The sequence below is a fragment of the Xanthomonas sp. NCPPB 901 genome (assembly GCF_056725085.1).
Genome location: NZ_CM161511.1, coordinates 2118214 through 2134726 on the forward strand (window position 1 = coordinate 2118214; position 16513 = coordinate 2134726).

The following is a 16513-nucleotide window of genomic DNA, read 5'->3' on the forward strand; positions in this document are numbered from 1 at the left end:
CCTTCGTCTATTTGCGGGTGGCGGCGCGGGCAGGGCCGATACAATGCGGCTTTCGCCGTGGACACCGCCATGCCCCTGCCTTGCGACGACCTGTTCAACGTAGCCGCGCTGCTGAGCGAGGAAGAACGCGCGATCCAGCAGGCGGTGGCGCGCTTCGTCGACGCCAAGGTGCTGCCGGTGATCGGCGATGCCTTCGACCAGGCGCGGTTCCCGCGCGAGCTGGTGCCGGAACTGGCGCAACTGGGGCTGCTCGGCGCCAGCCTGCCCGCGGGGCAGGGCGGCGGCGGCCTCAACGCGGTCTGCTACGGCCTGATCTGCCAGGAGCTGGAGCGCGGCGACAGCGGCCTGCGCAGCTTCGTCAGCGTGCAGTCCTCGCTGTGCATGTATCCGATCCACGCCTACGGCAGCGATGCGCAACGCCAGCGCTGGCTGCCGGCGATGGCCGCCGGCACGGCGATCGGCTGCTTCGGCCTGACCGAGTCCCAGGGCGGCTCCGACCCCGCGGCGATGCAGACCCGTGCGGTGCGCGACGGCGACGGCTGGCGCCTGCGCGGCAACAAGATGTGGATCACCAACGGCAGCATCGCCGACGTGGCGATCGTGTGGGCGCAGACCGAGGACGGCGTGCAGGGCTTCCTGGTCGAGGCGGGCACCCCGGGCTTCGGCACCCAGGACATCGCGCACAAGATGAGCCTGCGCGCCTCGGTGACCTCGGCGCTGTTCTTCGACGACGTGCGTCTGCCCGACAGCCAGCGCCTGCCGGGCGTGCGCGGACTCAAGGGCCCGCTGGGCTGCCTGACCCAGGCCCGCTACGGCATCAGCTGGGGCGCGATCGGCGCGGCCATCGCCTGCCTGCGCGAGGCGCTGGCCTACGCCTGCGAGCGCCTGCTGTTCGGGCGGCCGCTGGCGGCGACGCAGAGCGCACAGATCAAGCTGGCCGACATGGCGCGGCGCATCGCCACCGCGCAGTTGCTGGCGCTGCAACTGGGCCGGCTCAAGGACGCCGGCACGCTGCAGCCGGCGCAGGTGTCGCTGGCCAAGTGGAACAACGTGCGCATGGCGCTGGACATCGCCCGCGAGTGCCGCGACCTGCTCGGCGGCGCCGGCATCACCACCGACTACGGCGCGATCCGCCATGCCCTGAACCTGGAATCGGTGATCACCTACGAAGGCACCGAGACCGTGCACCAGTTGGTGGTCGGGCGCGAGCTGACCGGCATCAATGCGTTTTGACCCATGGCCCGCGCGCGGATCCGGGCGCGTTCTGCAGGAGGACCGACGATGAGTGTTTTCGATGTGCGCGTGGAGACCGAGCGGCTGCTGTTGCGCCCGCCCTGTGCCGAGGATTTTGCGGCGTTTTGCGCCTTCGCCGCCGATGCGCAGACCATGCACCACCTCGGCGGCGTGCAGGTGCCGTCGGTGGCCTGGCGCGGCCTGGCGGCGATGGTCGGCAGCTGGCAGTTGCAGGGCTTTGCGATGTTCTCGGTGATCGAGAAGCGCAGCGGGCAGTGGATCGGCCGGGTCGGTCCCTGGCAGCCGCACGGCTGGCCGGGCACCGAGGTCGGCTGGGGCATCGCGCGCGCGTACTGGGGCCACGGCTATGCGCCGGAGGCGGCCGCGGCGTCGATCGACTGGGCATTCGCGCACCTGGGCTGGAGCGAGGTGATCCACGTCATCGCCCCGGACAACGCCAACTCCAAGGCGGTGGCGGGCAAGCTCGGTTCGCGGTATCTGCGCCCGGGGCAATTGCCGGAGCCGCTGGCGCAGGAGCCGATCGAGGTCTGGGGCCAGTCGCGGGCGCACTGGCAGGCGCGGCGTTGAGCCGCGGCGGGGACAGAATTCCACACAGGAGCGATGCGTGACATCCGAACGTTTCCCGTTGACCGTGTACGGCATGGCGCTGTCCGGCAATTGCTACAAGGTGCGGCTGTTGCTGGATCAGCTCGGCTGCGCCTACCGCTGGGTGGAGATCGACAGCGCCAACGGCCAGACCCGCACCCCGGCGTTCCTGGCCAAGAACCCCAACGGCAAGGTGCCGCTGCTGGAACGCGAGGACGGGCGCGTGCTGGCCGAATCCAACGCCATCCTGTGCTGGCTGGCCGAGGGCACCGGCTATCTGCCCGCCGATCCCTGGCAGCGCGCGCAGGCGCTGAGCTGGCTGTTCTTCGAGCAATACAGCCACGAACCCTACGTGGCGGTGGCGCGCTTCGTCTGCGGCTGGACGCCGGCCGACTCGCCGCGCCGCGCCGAACTGCCGCGCCTGCGCGAGGGGGCGATGAGGGCGCTGGCGGTGATGGAGCAGCACCTGCAGGCGCAGGCCTGGTTCACCGGCCCGGCCTACGGCATCGCCGATATCGCGTTGTTCGCCTACACCCACTGCGCCGGCGATGCCGGCATCGCGCTGGCGCGCTATCCGGCGCTGTGCGACTGGTTGCAGCGGGTGCGCGCGACGCCGGGTTTCGTGGCGCTGCCGCCGCTGCCGGAGCAGGTGCGCGCGCGGCTGGCGCTGGCCGCGCCGCCAGCGGCGTTCACCTGATGGCCGCGCACCGGCAGCTAGCCTGCAGGTCCATTCGGTTAGGAGCAACGCCATGAGCCAGTACCGCATTGCCGTTTTCGTCGGCAGCCTGCGCAAGGAGTCGTTCAACCGGCGCCTGGCACGCGCGCTGGAGCGACTCGCCGGCGAGCGTGCGCGCTTCGAGTACATCGAGATCGGCGACCTGCCGCTGTACAACCAGGATCACGACCACGACTACCCGGAGCAGGGCCGGCGCCTGAAGACCCAGGTCAGCAGCGCCGATGCGGTGTTGTTCGTCACCCCGGAATACAACCGCTCCATCCCCGGCGTGCTCAAAAACGCCATCGACCTGGGCTCGCGGCCGTACGGCGAGAGCGCCTTCGCCGGCAAGCCGGCGGCGGTCTGCGGGACCTCGCCGGGCGCCATCGGCAGCGCCCTGGCCCAGCAGCACCTGCGCAACGTGCTGGCCTACCTGGACATGCCGGTGCTCGGGCAGCCGGAGATCTTTCTGCAGTTCAAGGAAGGCCTGATCGCCGAGGACGGCGCCATCGACGACGAGCGCACGCGCAAGTTCCTCGCCGGCTTCGTCGACAAGTTCATTGCCTGGGTCGACGAATTGCAGGCCTGAGCCGCGCCACGCGCGCCGTCGGTGGCGCGCGGATCGGGCCGGGGGCCTTGTGCGGCAGGGCATGGGCGAGGTTTTCAACCGCTTGTCCCCAGACTTGTCCCCAGCGCGGGCGAGCCGCCGCGCTGCGCACCGCGGCCCGTGCAGGCGCCGCGCCCTAGCCCCGGCCGAGCGCGGCGACTAAAATCGGCACCCGGGCCGCGGTGAGGCCGCGCCCGGCGCCCCGCGCCCCACAGAGAAGACCCAGCCTATGTCCGCCCGTCCCGGCTACCGTGGCGATCGCAAAAGCGAGCGCAACGAACGCAGCGAGCCGCGTCTCGACCAACTGCGGGTGCCGCCGCACTCGATCGAGGCCGAACAGGCCGTGCTCGGCGGCCTGATGCTGGCGCCGGAGGCCTACGACCGGGTCAACGACCAGCTCACCGACAAGGACTTCTACCGGCGCGATCACCAGTTGATCTACCGCGCGATCCGCGAGCTGGCCGAGAAGGGGCGCCCGTTCGACGCGGTGACCCTGGGCGAGTGGTTCGAATCGCAGGGCAAGCTGGAGATGGTCGGCGACGGCGCCTACCTGATCGAGCTGGCCAGCACCACGCCTTCGGCCGCCAACATCGCCGCCTACGCCGAGATCGTCCGCGACAAGGCGGTGCTGCGGCAGTTGATCGAGGTCGGCACCACCATCGTCAACGACGGCTTCCAGCCCGAAGGCCGCGAGAGCGCGGAACTGCTGGCATCGGCGGAAAAGGCCGTGTTCCAGATCGCCGAGGCCGGCGCGCGCGGGCGCAGCGACTTCGTGGCGATGCCCGGCGCGTTGAAGGACGCGTTCGAGGAGCTGCGCAACCGTTTCGAGAACGGCGGCAACATCACCGGCCTGCCGACCGGCTACAACGATTTCGACGCGATGACCGCCGGCCTGCAACCGACCGACCTGATCATCCTTGCCGCGCGTCCGGCGATGGGCAAGACCACCTTCGCGCTGAACATCGCCGAGTACGCGGCGATCAAGTCGAAGAAGGCGGTGGCGGTGTTCTCGATGGAAATGTCCGCCTCGCAGCTGGCGATGCGCCTGATCTCCTCCAACGGCCGCATCAACGCGCAGCGCTTGCGTACCGGCCAGCTCGAGGACGAGGACTGGGCGCGGGTCACCGGCGCGATCAAGATGCTCAAGGAGACCAAGATCTTCATCGACGACACGCCGGGCGTGTCGCCGGAAGTGCTGCGCTCCAAGGCGCGCCGGCTCAAGCGCGAACACGACCTGGGCCTGATCGTGATCGACTACCTGCAGCTGATGTCGGTGCCCGGCAACAGCGAGAACCGCGCCACCGAGATCTCGGAGATCTCGCGCTCGCTCAAGGGCCTGGCCAAGGAACTGGGAGTGCCGGTGATCGCGCTGTCGCAGCTCAACCGCTCGCTGGAAACGCGCACCGACAAGCGTCCGGTGATGGCCGACCTGCGCGAATCCGGCGCGATCGAGCAGGACGCGGACATGATCGTGTTCATCTACCGCGACGACTACTACAACAAGGAAAATTCGCCGGACAAGGGCCTGGCCGAGATCATCATCGGCAAGCACCGCGGCGGCCCGACCGGCTCGTGCAAGCTCAAGTTCTTCGGCGAATACACCCGCTTCGACAACCTCGCGCACGATTCGGTGGGCGCGTTCGAGTAAGCCGCCGCCCGCATCCGCGGGCAACGGCGGTGACACGTGTGGCGCCCGGAGTGTTCCGGGCACCGTCCGCATGGCGCGACGATCAGTAGGGAATCTCGATCTCGGCGTTGCTGGTGGCGTCGTAGGTGTTGGCGCCGTACTCGGCGTGGTGGGTGCACACCACGGTGATCTTGCGGTAGATCCCATAGACGAAGTTGGACGTGAAGTGCACGTCGACCAGCGCGCCGTTGCCTTCCTCGTCGTAGTCGGTGGTGTAGCCGTTGCCGACCTGGTCGTAGGCGTTGCAGCGCACGTTGATGTAGCGGGCGTCGACCCGATCGTTGTTGGCGTTGGCGAAGCGCGAGTAGGCGCGGATCTTCAGACGCTTGCCGCCGGCGGGGCGGTTGTCGGACTCGTAGCCCTGGTTCTGGATCACGCCCTGCAGCGTGTAGACCGGCGTGCTGCCGCCGCCACCGCCGCCGCCACATTCGATGCCGTTATCGGCGCTGACTTCGTTCTGGAATTCGCCCGGTTCGGTGGTGCAGGCCATCGCCAGCGGGGCGGCGAGGCTCAGTGCCAGGGTGACGAGGGCTTTTGCGATGCGCTTATCCATGGTCTTGCTCTCCTGAAGGTCTTGCGGATGTCGGCGATGGGCATGAGCGCGCTGCGCCGTGCACTGCCCGCAGCGCGTCGCGGCCCTGCCGGTGCAGGTCCGTACGCGGGCGGTTCGGGGCGCACGCAGCCGCGCCGCCGGCCGTGGTGGCGGTGAGGTCGCAGCGGCGATGGCGGATGTCCCCGTGCGCGCGAGACGGCGGTGGCCGTGTCGTGCGCGGTGCAGCGAAAGCACGGATGACGTCCTTCCCCGGAACGTCATCCAACAGCAGCGGTCGCGGCGCCGCTTCGACATGACGGCGCCCGCCCCGGCGTTATAGCAGGGGCGGCGAGGCGCACGTGCGCGGCGCGCGGCGATGTCTACGAAATCGGGCCAGGGCGGTACCCGCCGCACACCAACCGGCATCGCCAAGCGCGTGCGGTACACGTCGCCGCATGCTCACTTGGCCGCTGCACCCGATCCGTATCATGGCGCGTCCTTCGCTGCGTCCCGTTCGCGCATGAGCTACGCCATCGTCTGGTTCCGGCGCGACCTGCGCCTGCACGATCAACCCGCCCTGCAGGCCGCCCTGGACGCCGGGCATACGCCGGTGCCGGTGTACCTGCACAGCCCGGAGGACGAGGGCGCGTGGGCCGCGGGCGCGGCCTCGCGCAGCTGGCTGCAGCGCTCGCTGGCGGCGCTGGATGCGCAGCTGCGCGAACGCGGCTCGCGCCTGGTCCTGCGCCAGGGCCCGGCCGAGACCGCCTTGCGCCAAGTGATCGAGGACTGCGGCGCGCAGGCGGTGTACTGGAACCGCCGCTACGAGCCGGCCACGCAGCCGCGCGATGCGCGGCTCAAACGCGACCTGCGCGAGCAGGGCCTGGAGGTGCACAGCCACAACAGCGCGCTGCTGTTCGAACCCTGGCAACTGGCGACCCAGCAGGGTGGCCCGTACAAGGTCTTCACCCCGTTCTGGCGCAGCGCGCTGAGCCACTGGCAGGTGCCGGCGCTGCAGCCTGCGCCGAAGACCCTGCCGCCGCCGCCCGCGGACCTGCAAAGCCTGCCGCTGGAGCGGCTCGGCCTGGCCCCGGCGCTGGACTGGGACCGCGGTTTCTGGGAGGCGTGGCAGCCGGGCGAGGCGGGGGCGCACGAGGCGCTGGAGGTATTCGTCGATGGCGCGTTGCGCGACTACCTCGCCGGTCGCGACCGCCCGGACCAGGTCGGCACCTCGCGGCTGTCGCCGCATCTGCACTTCGGCGAGATCGCGCCGTGGCGCATCGTCGCGACGCTGGAACAGCAGCGCCGCGCCGCCACCGCCGCGGCGATCGACGGCTACATCAGCCAGCTCGGCTGGCGCGATTTCGCCCATCACCTGCTGCACCATTTCCCGGACACGCCCGAGCGCAATCTCAATCCGCGCTTCGAGCGCTTTCGCTGGGCTAAGCCCGATGCGGCGCGACTGCACGCCTGGCAGCGCGGCCGCACCGGCGTGCCGATCGTCGATGCCGGCCTGCGCGAGCTGTGGCACACCGGCTGGATGCACAACCGCGTGCGCATGATCGTCGCCAGCTACCTGTGCAAGCACCTGCGCATGCATTGGTCCGAGGGTGCGCGCTGGTTCTGGGACACCCTGGTCGATGCCGACTTGGCCAACAACACGCTGGGCTGGCAGTGGGTGGCCGGTACCGGCGCCGATGCCGCGCCGTATTTCCGCGTGTTCAACCCGGTGACCCAGGCGCAGAAGTTCGATCCGCAGGGCGCGTACATCGCGCGTTGGGTGCCGGAACTGGCGGCGCTGCCGGTGGCCGAGCGCTTCGCCCCGTGGCAGGCGCCGCAGCGGCTGGCCCGCGCCGCGCCGCACTATCCGCGGCAGCCGATCGTGGACCTGGCCGCCGGCCGCGATGCGGCGCTGGCCGCCTACCGCGAGACCGCCGCCGGCTGAGCGTCGTGCCGTATTGCGCAGCGCAGCATGGACGCCGGCGCGATTGACGCCCTTCGCGGGGCCATGATTCACTCCGGGCTCGGACAGGAGCCCGCATGGCCACCAGCTCAGCTCGCCGCAAGCCGCCGCGCGAACCGATGTCGCGCGTGGACACCGCCTGGTTGCGGATGGACCGGCCGACCAATCCGATGATGATCACCGGCGTGCTGATGTTCGATGAGCCGCTGACCTTGCCGGCGCTCAAGCACCTGGTGCGCAAACGCTTCCTGGCCTTTCCGCGGTTCCTGCAGAAGCCGGTGGAGACCGCCACCGGCGCGTACTGGCAGCGCGACGACGATTTCGACCTGGACTGGCACGTGCGCCTGTCGGCCTTGCCCGGGCGCGGGCAGAAGAAGGCGCTGGAGCGCTTCGCCGGGCAGATGGCGTCCACGCCCTTGGACAAGACCAAGCCGCTGTGGCAGTTCCACCTGATCGAACGCTACGAAGGCGGCTCGGCGCTGGTGGCGCGGATCCACCACAGCTACGCCGACGGCATCGCGCTGGTGCAGGTGCTGCTGTCGCTGACCGATACCCAGCGCACGCCGGAACCGTCGGCGCAGCTCGGCCAGGCCTGGCTGAAGGACGACGGCAAGGAGGTGGTGCGCCGGGTCGGCGCGGTGGACCGCTACCTCAAGCTCGGCGGGCGCATGCTCGACAAGGGCCGGGCGATGGCGCAGGACCCGAACCTGCCGACGATGCTGGCGCGCGAAGGCGGGCTGATCGGCCGCGAACTGGTCAATGCCTTGCTGCTGGCCGACGATCCGCCGACGCTGCTGCGCGGCCGCCTCGGCGTCAGCAAGCGCGTGGCCTGGGCCGAGCCGCTGGACCTGGACGAGGTCAAGGCGGTCGGCCGCGCCTGCGACTGCACGGTCAACGATGTGCTGATGGCGACCATGGCCGGCGCCTTGCGCGACTACATGCTCGAGCGCGGTGAGCGCCTGGACGGGGTGACCCTGCGCGCCACCGTGCCGGTCAACCTGCGGCCACTGGAGCACGCGCGCAAGCTCGGCAACCACTTCGGCCTGGTGTTCCTGGAGCTGCCGGTGGGCGAGGCCAATCCGGTGCGGCGCCTGCAGCGCGTGGCCGAGTCGATGCGGCAGCTCAAGCAGTCGCGCCAGGCGATGGTGGTGTTCGGCCTGCTGGCCGCGGTGGGCATGGCGCCGGCGGCGCTGCAGTCGGCGGCGCTGGACCTGTTCAGCCGCAAGGCCACCACCGTGGCGACCAACGTGCCGGGGCCGCAGCAGCCGCTGTACCTGGCCGGCAGCCGCGTGCGCGAGATGATGTTCTGGGTGCCGCAGACCGGTTCGATCGGCGTCGGCGTGTCGATCATGAGCTACAACCACCGCGTGCACTTCGGCCTGATCGGCGATGCGCGGCTGATTCCCGACCCGGACGCGGTGATGCGGCGGGTCGGCGCCGAATTCGAGAAGCTGCTGTACCTGGCGCTGATGAGCGACTGGGAGCAGCCGCTGCGCGCGGCCGAGGCCGAGGGCCTGCTGCCGTCTTCCTGAACCGGACGCATCGCGCGCCTGGCGGCGTTCATCCGCGCCTCGCGTGGCGCTGTTTATGCTGCGGCCACGTCAATCCAGGTTCGGGAGAGAACACCATGAAAACGACCGCCCTTCGCGGAATATCCGTGGCCCTGGCCAGTGCGCTGGTGCTGTCCGCCTGCGCCACCGGCGGCTCCTACGTGCAGCGCGACCAATACGGCAACCCCACCGAGCAGCAGAACCGCACCGGCCGCGGCGCGCTGATCGGCACCGCGATCGGCGTGGCCGCCGGCCTGCTCAGCGGCAGCAGCGCCACCGAGCGCCGCCAGCACGCGATGATCGGCGCCGGCATCGGTGCGCTCAGCGGCGCGGCGATCGGCAACTACCAGGATCGGCAGGAGCGCGCACTGCGCGAGCGCACCGCCAACACCGGCATCGATGTGCGCCGCGACGGCGACAACATCACCCTCAACCTGCCCGATGGCATCACTTTCGACTTCAACCAGTCGACGCTCAAGCCGCAGTTCTATTCGGCGCTCAACGGCGTGGCCAGCACCCTGAAGGAATACAACCAGACCATGATCGAAGTGGTCGGGCACACCGACAACATCGGCAGCGATGCGGTCAACCAGCGCCTGTCCGAACAGCGCGCCTCCTCGGTGGCCGCGTACCTGACCGCGCAGGGCGTGCAGCCCGAGCGCATCCAGACCCTGGGCGCGGGCAAGAAGTATCCGATCGCCGACAACAGCACCGAGGCCGGCCGCGCGCAGAACCGCCGCGTGGAGATCCGCCTGGTGCCGCTGCGCGCCTCCGCCGGCTGATCGGTTGCGGCGATAGCGACAACGAACGGGCCGCACTGCGGCCCGTTCGCGTTTCCGCCGTGCCGATGCGCTGCGCGGCGGCGTGCGCGGCGCGGTTCAGACCAGCGCCGCGTCCTCCTCGTCCTCGGCTTCGGTCTCCAGCGCCGCGTCCGCAGGCGCGGGGACGGGCGCGGCGGCGATGCGCGGCACGCTGCCCAGCGACTGCGTGTTCATCGCCACGCCGCTGCACAGAGTGAACTCGGCGCCATCCTCGGCCTGCTGCGTGGCCAGCTTGGCCGGACACTGCGCCATCATGTAGCTGACGTCGAAGTTGAGCTTGTCGACCAGGAAGTCGACGAAGGCGCGCACCTTCGGCGAGAGCATGCGCCCGCCCGGGAACACCGCGTTGAAGTCCAGGTCCGGCCCGACCCAGCCGCCGAGCACGCGCCGCGCCTTGCCGGCCTCGATCAGCGGCTTGATCGTCGCGTCGCTGGCCAGCACCAGGCCTTCGCCGCAGACCAGGCCGCCGATCAGCGCCGCCGAATCGTTGGCCAGCAGGATCGGCTGGACCAGGAACTCGCCGCTCTGCTTGCCGTTGCGCAGCGGCCAGCACAACCGGTTGCCGCCGTTGCGGCCGTTGCTCAGCGCCAGCGTGCGGTGGTGCTGCAGGTCGTCCGGATGCAGCGGTTCGCCGTGGCGCTCGATGTAGTAGGGGCTGGCGAAGACCTGGGTGCGGAAGGTGGCGAGCTTGCGCGCGACCATGGTCGAATCCGGCAGCGTGCCCATGTGCAGGGCCACATCCACGCCTTCGGCGATCGGGTCGACCTTGTCGCTGGTCATGATCATTTCCAGCCGCACTTCCGGGTGCTGGCGGTGGAATTCGCCCAGGATCGGCGCGACCCAGGAGATGCCGGCCGAGTAGGGCACGCTGAAGCGCAGCCAGCCGCGCGGGCCGGCCTGCAGCTGGCCGACCGCGCTCTCGGCCTCCTCCAGTTCGCGGGCGATGCGCTGGCAATGCTCGTGGTAGACCGCGCCGGCCTCGGTCAGCCCGAGCCGGCGCGTGGTCCGGTGCAGCAGGCGCGCGCCCAGCCGCGCCTCCAGGTCCTGCACCTTGCGGCTGACGGTGGTCTTGGGCAGGCGGAGGGCATTGGCCGCGGCGATGAAGCTGCCTTGCTCGACCACCTTGACGAAGATCAGGGTGTCGTTCAGATCGTGGCTCATGGCGGTTCCTTGAGGGAGAGACGATTGGACCGATAGCGGGACGATTATTCCCCTTAATTCGGACTAATCAAGTGCGGCTTTGGCGCCTAATTTGTTCGCATTCGCCATCCCCGACGGTCTTTGCCATGTCGATGCGCCACCTGATCCAGTTTTTCGCCTGCCCCGATCGCCAGCCGCGGCGCCGTTCCGCGCCGGTCGCGGCGGCGCAATCCCTTTACCCGAAAGCGTTTCGCGAGTTCACGCCGCCGCCGCGGCGGCAGGGCGGCGGCAGCCTGCGCCTGAGCGCGTCGGGCAGCGATCGGCTGGGTCGCATCGCGATTGTCCCGTCGGTGGGAGGAAAAGTCCCGTGAGCGGGACGTTGGCCCCCGAGGTCCTGGTCCTCGGCGGCAGCGGCACGGTCGGGCAGGGCGTGGTGCAGGCGCTGCTGGAGGCCGGCAGCCCGGTGCTGGCGGTGGCGCGCGACCGCGCTCGCCTGGCCGCCTTGCGCGAGCGCCACCGCGACGAACCCGGCCTGGACGTGCTGTGCGGTTCGGTCGGCACCGACGCGGCCGCTGCGGCATTGGCGGCCGAGGTCGCGCAGCGGCCGCGGCCGCTGGCGGCGGTGGTGGTGTGCCTGGGCAGTCCGCTGCGGCCGGGGCGCCTGCTGGAGCGGCCGCTGAGCGCGCTGCGCAAGCGCCTGGATGCGGACCTGCTGCCGCACCTGGCCGCGGCCCGGCACCTGCTGCCGCTGCTGGCCGAACATCCGCGCGGCGGCCGCTACGTGCTGCTGGGCAGCCCGTGCGCGCTGCGCGCCTGGTCCGGCCATGGCGACAGCTCGGTGGCGGCGGCGGCGATCCGCATGCTCGCCCAGGTGCTGCACGAAGAAGCCAAGCCGCTGGGCGTGCACGTGCATCTGCTGTCGCTGTCCGAGCCGGTGTGCCGCAGCGACGCCGCCATCGACGATTGCCCGGAGTGGTTCACCACCCTCGGCGTCGGCCGCGCCGTGGTCCACCTGCTCGCCGATCCGGCGCGGCCGGACCGCGCCCTGGTCGAGATCGACCGCCGCCACTTCGCCCAGCCGCGCAACGCCCTGCTGACCGCGTTGCCGTTTTCCTTCTCCCCCCACGAGGTCTCTCCATGAATCCGATTCCGATGCCGTCGCGCCTGCTGCCGAGCGCCCTGCGCCCGCTGGCGGTGGCGCTGCTGGTCGCCACGCTCGCCGCCTGCGGCAGCCACGCCAACGAACAGGGTGCGCCGCCGCCACCGAGCGTGGGCGTGGCGCCCGCGCTGCAGAAGCAGATCAGCCAGTGGGACGAGTTCAGCGGCCGTGTCGAGGCGGTCGAGCACGTCGACCTGCGCCCGCGCGTGTCCGGCTACATCGACAAGGTCGCCTACGTCGAAGGCCAGGAAGTGAAGAAAGGCCAGGTGATGTTCACCATCGATGCGCGCAGCTACCGCGCCGAACTGGCGCGTGCCGAGGCCGAGCTGGCGCGCGCGCGCACCCAGGCCAAGCTCAGCGCCAGCGAGGCCGCGCGGGCCAAGACCCTGTCCGAGCAGCAGGCCATCTCCACCGAGAGCTGGGAGCAGCGGCGTGCCGCCGCCGAGCAGGCGCAGGCCGACGTGCTGGCCGCGCAGGCGGCGGTGGACACCGCGCGCCTGAACCTGGAATGGACCCAGGTGCGCGCGCCGATCGACGGCCGCGCCGGTCGCGCGATGGTCACCGCCGGCAACCTGGTCAGCGCCGGCGACAGCGCCAGCGTGCTGACCACGCTGGTGTCGCTGGACAAGGTGCACGTGTACTTCGATGCCGACGAAGGCACCTTCCTGCGCTATGCGCAGATGGCGCGCGACGGCCAGCGCCCGAGCGACCGCGATGGCGGCCTGCCGGTGCAGGTCGGCCTGGTCGGCGAGGACGGCTATCCGCATGCCGGCAAGGTCGATTTCCTCGACAACCAACTGGTGCGCAGCACCGGCACCATCCACGTGCGCGCGCTGCTGGACAACGCTGATCGCCGCTTCACTCCCGGCCTGTTCGCGCGGGTGCGGCTGCTCGGCAGCGGCCGCTTCGACGCGGTGCTGATCGACGACCGCGCGGTGCTCACCGACCAGGACCGCAAGTACGTCTACGTGGTCGACAAGGACGGCAAGGCGCAGCGGCGCGACGTGCAGCTCGGCCGCAGCGCCGAAGGCCTGCGCATCGTGCAGAGCGGGCTGTCCGCCGGCGACAAGGTCATCGTCGACGGCGTGCAGAAGGTGTTCATGCCCGGCATGCCGGTGCAGGCCAAGCCGATCGCGCAGACCACGTCCCCAGCCGCACCGCGCCAGGCCGTCGCCCTCGACTGAGTCGCGGGCGTCGACGCAGCACCGGCCGGCCACCGCCGGCCGTGCCCGCCGGGCCAGCGCTGGCCCGGCGCCGCCACCGGCATGCCTGCGTCCGTGCCCGGCCTCCCGTTCCATCCGTTTCCAGGACCACCACCCATGGACTTTTCCAGATTCTTCATCGACCGGCCGATCTTCGCCGCCGTGCTGTCGATCGTCATCTTCGCCGCGGGCCTGATCGCCATCCCGCTGCTGCCCATCGGCGAATACCCGGACGTGGTGCCGCCCTCGGTGGTGGTGCGCACGGTGTATCCGGGCGCCAACCCCAAGGTCATCGCCGAGACCGTCGCCACGCCGCTGGAGGAAGCGATCAACGGCGTGGAGAACATGATGTACATCAAGTCGGTCGCCGGCTCCGACGGCGTGCTGCAGATGACCGCGACCTTCCGCCCGGGCACCGATCCGGACGATGCCGCGGTCAAGGTGCAGAACCGCGTGGCGCAGGCGCAGGCGCGCCTGCCCGAGGACGTGCGCCGGCAGGGCGTGACCACGCAGAAGCAGTCGCCGACCTTCCTGATGGTGGTGCACCTGACCTCGCCCAAGGGCAAGTACGACACCCTGTACCTGCGCAACTACGCGCGCCTGCACGTCAAGGACGCGCTGGCGCGGATCCAGGGCGTGGGCGATGCGCAGGTGTTCGGCGGTGGCGACTACGCGATGCGCGCCTGGCTGGACCCGGAGCGGGTGGCCGCGCGCGGGCTCACCGCCAGCGACGTGGTCGCGGCGATGCGCGAGCAGAACGTGCAGGTCTCCGCCGGCCAGCTCGGCGCCGAGCCGATGCCCGAAAGCAAGTTCCTGACCCTGATCAACGCCCAGGGTCGCCTGCGCACCGAGCAGGAATTCGGCGACATCGTGCTCAAGGTCGGCGCCGACGGCCAGACCGTGCGCCTGTCCGACGTCGCCCGCCTGCAGCTGGGCGCCGGCGACTACACCCTGCGCGCGCAGCTGGACGGCAAGAACGCGGTCGGCATCGGCATCTTCCAGGCGCCCGGCGCCAACGCGCTGCAGATCCGCGACCAGGTCATCGCCAAGATGGACGAGCTGACCAAGCAGTTCCCGGACGACGTGAAGTACGAGGCGGTGTACGACACCACCATCTTCGTGCGCGACTCGATCAGCGCGGTGGTGCACACCCTGCTGGAGGCGGTGCTGCTGGTGGTGCTGGTGGTGATCCTGTTCCTGCAGACCTGGCGCGCCTCGATCATTCCGCTGATCGCGGTGCCGGTGTCGGTGGTCGGCACCTTCGCCGCGCTGTACCTGCTGGGCTTCTCGATCAACACGCTGACCCTGTTCGGGCTGGTGCTGGCGATCGGCATCGTGGTCGACGATGCGATCGTGGTGGTGGAGAACGTGGAGCGCAACATCGAGGAGGGGCTGAGCCCGCTGGCGGCGGCGCACCAGGCGATGCGCGAGGTGTCCGGGCCGATCATCGCGATCGCGCTGGTGCTGTGCGCGGTGTTCGTGCCGATGGCGTTCCTGTCCGGGGTGACCGGGCAGTTCTACAAGCAGTTCGCGGTGACCATCGCCATCTCCACGGTGATCTCGGCGATCAACTCGCTGACCCTGTCGCCGGCGCTGGCCGCGCGCCTGCTGCAAGGCCACGACGCGCCCAAGGACCGTCTGTCGCGCGGCATGGAACGGCTGTTCGGCGGCTGGCTGTTCCGTCCGTTCAACCGCTTCTTCCACCGCAGTTCCGACCGCTACCAGGGCGCGGTGTCGCGCATCCTCGGCCGCCGCGGCGCGGTGTTCGCGGTGTACGTGGCGCTGCTGCTGGTCACCGGGCTGATGTTCAAGGCGGTGCCGGGCGGCTTCATCCCGACCCAGGACAAGATGTACCTGATCGCCGGCGTCAAGCTGCCGGAAGGCGCCTCGATCGAGCGCACCGACGCGATGCTGCGCAAGGTCGCCACCATCGCCATGCAGACCGACGGCGTGGCCCATGCGATCTCGTTCCCGGGCCTGAACGCGCTGCAGTTCACCAACACGCCCAACACTGGCGTGGTGTTCCTGCCGCTGAAGCCGTTCGCGCAGCGCCACCGCAGCGCGCTGGAGATCAATGCCGAGATCAACCAGCGCATCTCGCAGCTGGGCGAGGGCATGTCGTTCGCCTTCATGCCGCCGCCGATCCTCGGCCTGGGCAACGGCAACGGCTACCAGCTGTTCATCGAGGACCGCGCCAACCTCGGCTACGGCGCGTTGCAGAACGCGGTCAGCGCCATGCAGGGCGCGGTGGCGCAGACCCCGGGCATGAGCTTCCCGATCGGCACCTACCAGGCCAACGTGCCGCAGCTGGATGCCGAGGTCGACCGGGTCAAGGCCAAGGCCCAGGGCGTGGCCCTGACCGACCTGTTCGACACCTTGCAGACCTACCTGGGCTCGACCTACGTCAACGACTTCAACCAGTTCGGCCGCACCTGGCAGGTGATCGCCCAGGCCGATGCGCCGTTCCGCGAGAGCGTGGAGGACATCGCCCGGCTGCGCACCCGCAACGCCCAGGGCGAAATGGTGCCGATCGGCTCGATGGTGACGATCAAGCAGACCTACGGCCCGGACCCGGTGCTGCGCTACAACGGCTATCCGGCCGCCGACCTGGCCGGCGAAGCGGACGCGCGATCGCTGTCCTCGGCCGAGGCGATGGCCAAGATCACCCAGATCGCCAAGCAGGTGCTGCCCAACGGCATGGACATCGAATGGACCGACCTGAGCTACCAGCAGGCCACCCAGGGCAACGCCGCGCTGGTGGTGTTCCCGCTGGCGGTGCTGCTGGCGTTCCTGGTGCTGGCCGCGCTGTACGAGAGCTGGACGCTGCCGCTGGCGGTGATCCTGATCGTGCCGATGACGCTGCTGTCGGCGCTGTTCGGGGTGTGGCTGAGCGGCGGCGACAACAACGTGTTCGTGCAGGTCGGCCTGGTGGTGCTGATGGGCCTGGCGTGCAAGAACGCGATCCTGATCGTCGAGTTCGCCCGCGAACTGGAACTGCAGGGCAAGGGCATCGTCGAATCGGCGCTGCAGGCCTGCCGCCTGCGCCTGCGCCCGATCGTGATGACTTCCATCGCCTTCATCGCCGGCACCGTGCCGCTGGTGTTCTCGCATGGCGCGGGCGCGGAAGTGCGCTCGGCCACCGGCATCACCGTGTTCGCCGGCATGCTCGGCGTGACCCTGTTCGGCCTGTTCCTCACTCCCGTGTTCTATGTCGCCCTGCGCAAGCTGGCCGGGCGGCCGCTGGTCTCGCATGCGCCGGCCCACGCCGACGCGCCGGCGCACGGCTGATCCTTTTCCCATC

14 protein-coding genes are annotated in these 16513 nt (G+C 70.2%); 12 read left to right on the plus strand and 2 right to left on the minus strand.

Annotated elements, in window-relative coordinates:
* The first annotated feature begins 69 nt into the window (after positions 1-69).
* From AC1PME_RS08755 to AC1PME_RS08775, 5 genes are all read left to right on the plus strand, one after another.
* Entirely contained in the window at positions 70-1233 is a 1164-nt protein-coding gene (locus AC1PME_RS08755) for an acyl-CoA dehydrogenase family protein (RefSeq protein WP_430543953.1), read from the plus strand.
* 48 nt (positions 1234-1281) lie between these two features.
* Complete coding sequence (locus AC1PME_RS08760) at positions 1282-1821, plus strand: GNAT family N-acetyltransferase (RefSeq protein WP_254461206.1); 540 nt, start codon at positions 1282-1284, stop codon at positions 1819-1821.
* 37 nt (positions 1822-1858) lie between these two features.
* Entirely contained in the window at positions 1859-2536 is a 678-nt protein-coding gene (locus AC1PME_RS08765; protein ID WP_307549963.1) for a glutathione S-transferase family protein, read from the plus strand.
* Positions 2537-2588: 52 nt separating this feature from the next.
* Positions 2589-3143 (plus strand): NADPH-dependent FMN reductase, encoded by a 555-nt coding sequence (locus AC1PME_RS08770; protein ID WP_254461208.1) that lies wholly within the window; start codon positions 2589-2591, stop codon positions 3141-3143.
* Positions 3144-3390: 247 nt separating this feature from the next.
* Positions 3391-4809: a replicative DNA helicase gene (locus AC1PME_RS08775; RefSeq protein WP_254461209.1), complete on the plus strand. Its 1419-nt coding sequence runs from the start codon at positions 3391-3393 to the stop codon at positions 4807-4809.
* An 82-nt stretch (positions 4810-4891) separates the two neighbouring features.
* Here the strand turns inward: AC1PME_RS08775 and AC1PME_RS08780 are convergent, their stop codons facing one another.
* Positions 4892-5401, minus strand: a complete 510-nt coding sequence (locus AC1PME_RS08780; RefSeq protein WP_254461210.1) for a hypothetical protein — start codon at positions 5399-5401, stop codon at positions 4892-4894.
* 499 nt (positions 5402-5900) lie between these two features.
* Between AC1PME_RS08780 and AC1PME_RS08785 the strand changes: the two genes are divergently transcribed.
* The 3 genes from AC1PME_RS08785 to AC1PME_RS08795 all read left to right on the plus strand — a co-directional run bounded on the left by AC1PME_RS08785 (position 5901) and on the right by AC1PME_RS08795 (position 9672).
* A complete protein-coding gene (locus tag AC1PME_RS08785) occupies positions 5901-7322 on the plus strand; it encodes a cryptochrome/photolyase family protein (protein WP_481097888.1) in 1422 nt (473 codons plus the stop codon).
* Between the two features lie 95 nt (positions 7323-7417).
* Positions 7418-8872: a WS/DGAT/MGAT family O-acyltransferase gene (locus AC1PME_RS08790; RefSeq protein ID WP_481097889.1), complete on the plus strand. Its 1455-nt coding sequence runs from the start codon at positions 7418-7420 to the stop codon at positions 8870-8872.
* Between the two features lie 95 nt (positions 8873-8967).
* Entirely contained in the window at positions 8968-9672 is a 705-nt protein-coding gene (locus tag AC1PME_RS08795; protein WP_307549970.1) for a YiaD family glycine zipper/OmpA-like lipoprotein, read from the plus strand.
* Positions 9673-9768: 96 nt separating this feature from the next.
* Here the strand turns inward: AC1PME_RS08795 and AC1PME_RS08800 are convergent, their stop codons facing one another.
* Positions 9769-10872, minus strand: a complete 1104-nt coding sequence (locus tag AC1PME_RS08800) for a LysR family transcriptional regulator (RefSeq protein ID WP_481097890.1) — start codon at positions 10870-10872, stop codon at positions 9769-9771.
* A gap of 125 nt (positions 10873-10997) precedes the next feature.
* Between AC1PME_RS08800 and AC1PME_RS08805 the strand changes: the two genes are divergently transcribed.
* The 4 genes from AC1PME_RS08805 (at position 10998) to AC1PME_RS08820 (ending at position 16500) form a co-directional block, all read left to right on the plus strand.
* Positions 10998-11222 carry a hypothetical protein gene (locus AC1PME_RS08805; protein WP_481097891.1) on the plus strand — a complete coding sequence of 75 codons (225 nt, stop codon included), beginning with the start codon at positions 10998-11000 and terminating at the stop codon, positions 11220-11222.
* Complete coding sequence (locus AC1PME_RS08810; RefSeq protein ID WP_307549975.1) at positions 11219-11992, plus strand: SDR family NAD(P)-dependent oxidoreductase; 774 nt, start codon at positions 11219-11221, stop codon at positions 11990-11992. Before AC1PME_RS08805 ends, AC1PME_RS08810 begins: the two co-directional genes overlap by 4 nt.
* Positions 11993-12003: 11 nt before the next feature.
* Positions 12004-13194, plus strand: coding sequence for an efflux RND transporter periplasmic adaptor subunit (locus AC1PME_RS08815; protein ID WP_481098091.1), 1191 nt, complete (start codon positions 12004-12006; stop codon positions 13192-13194).
* Positions 13195-13329: 135 nt separating this feature from the next.
* Positions 13330-16500, plus strand: a complete 3171-nt coding sequence (locus tag AC1PME_RS08820; RefSeq protein ID WP_481097892.1) for an efflux RND transporter permease subunit — start codon at positions 13330-13332, stop codon at positions 16498-16500.
* Positions 16501-16513 lie beyond the last annotated feature (13 nt).

Bases quoted from the DNA above. Each gene is read 5' to 3' on its own strand.
- AC1PME_RS08790 (WP_481097889.1), top strand. From the start codon at position 7,418: ATGGCCACCAGCTCAGCTCGCCGCAAGCCGCCGCGCGAACCGATGTCG.
- AC1PME_RS08760 (WP_254461206.1), top strand. From the start codon at position 1,282: ATGAGTGTTTTCGATGTGCGCGTGGAGACCGAGCGGCTGCTGTTGCGC.
- AC1PME_RS08775 (WP_254461209.1), top strand. From the start codon at position 3,391: ATGTCCGCCCGTCCCGGCTACCGTGGCGATCGCAAAAGCGAGCGCAAC.
- AC1PME_RS08800 (WP_481097890.1), bottom strand. From the start codon at position 10,872: ATGAGCCACGATCTGAACGACACCCTGATCTTCGTCAAGGTGGTCGAG.
- AC1PME_RS08770 (WP_254461208.1), top strand. From the start codon at position 2,589: ATGAGCCAGTACCGCATTGCCGTTTTCGTCGGCAGCCTGCGCAAGGAG.
- AC1PME_RS08785 (WP_481097888.1), top strand. From the start codon at position 5,901: ATGAGCTACGCCATCGTCTGGTTCCGGCGCGACCTGCGCCTGCACGAT.
- AC1PME_RS08795 (WP_307549970.1), top strand. From the start codon at position 8,968: ATGAAAACGACCGCCCTTCGCGGAATATCCGTGGCCCTGGCCAGTGCG.
- AC1PME_RS08820 (WP_481097892.1), top strand. From the start codon at position 13,330: ATGGACTTTTCCAGATTCTTCATCGACCGGCCGATCTTCGCCGCCGTG.
- AC1PME_RS08815 (WP_481098091.1), top strand. From the start codon at position 12,004: ATGCCGTCGCGCCTGCTGCCGAGCGCCCTGCGCCCGCTGGCGGTGGCG.
- AC1PME_RS08755 (WP_430543953.1), top strand. From the start codon at position 70: ATGCCCCTGCCTTGCGACGACCTGTTCAACGTAGCCGCGCTGCTGAGC.
- AC1PME_RS08780 (WP_254461210.1), bottom strand. From the start codon at position 5,401: ATGGATAAGCGCATCGCAAAAGCCCTCGTCACCCTGGCACTGAGCCTC.
- AC1PME_RS08805 (WP_481097891.1), top strand. From the start codon at position 10,998: ATGTCGATGCGCCACCTGATCCAGTTTTTCGCCTGCCCCGATCGCCAG.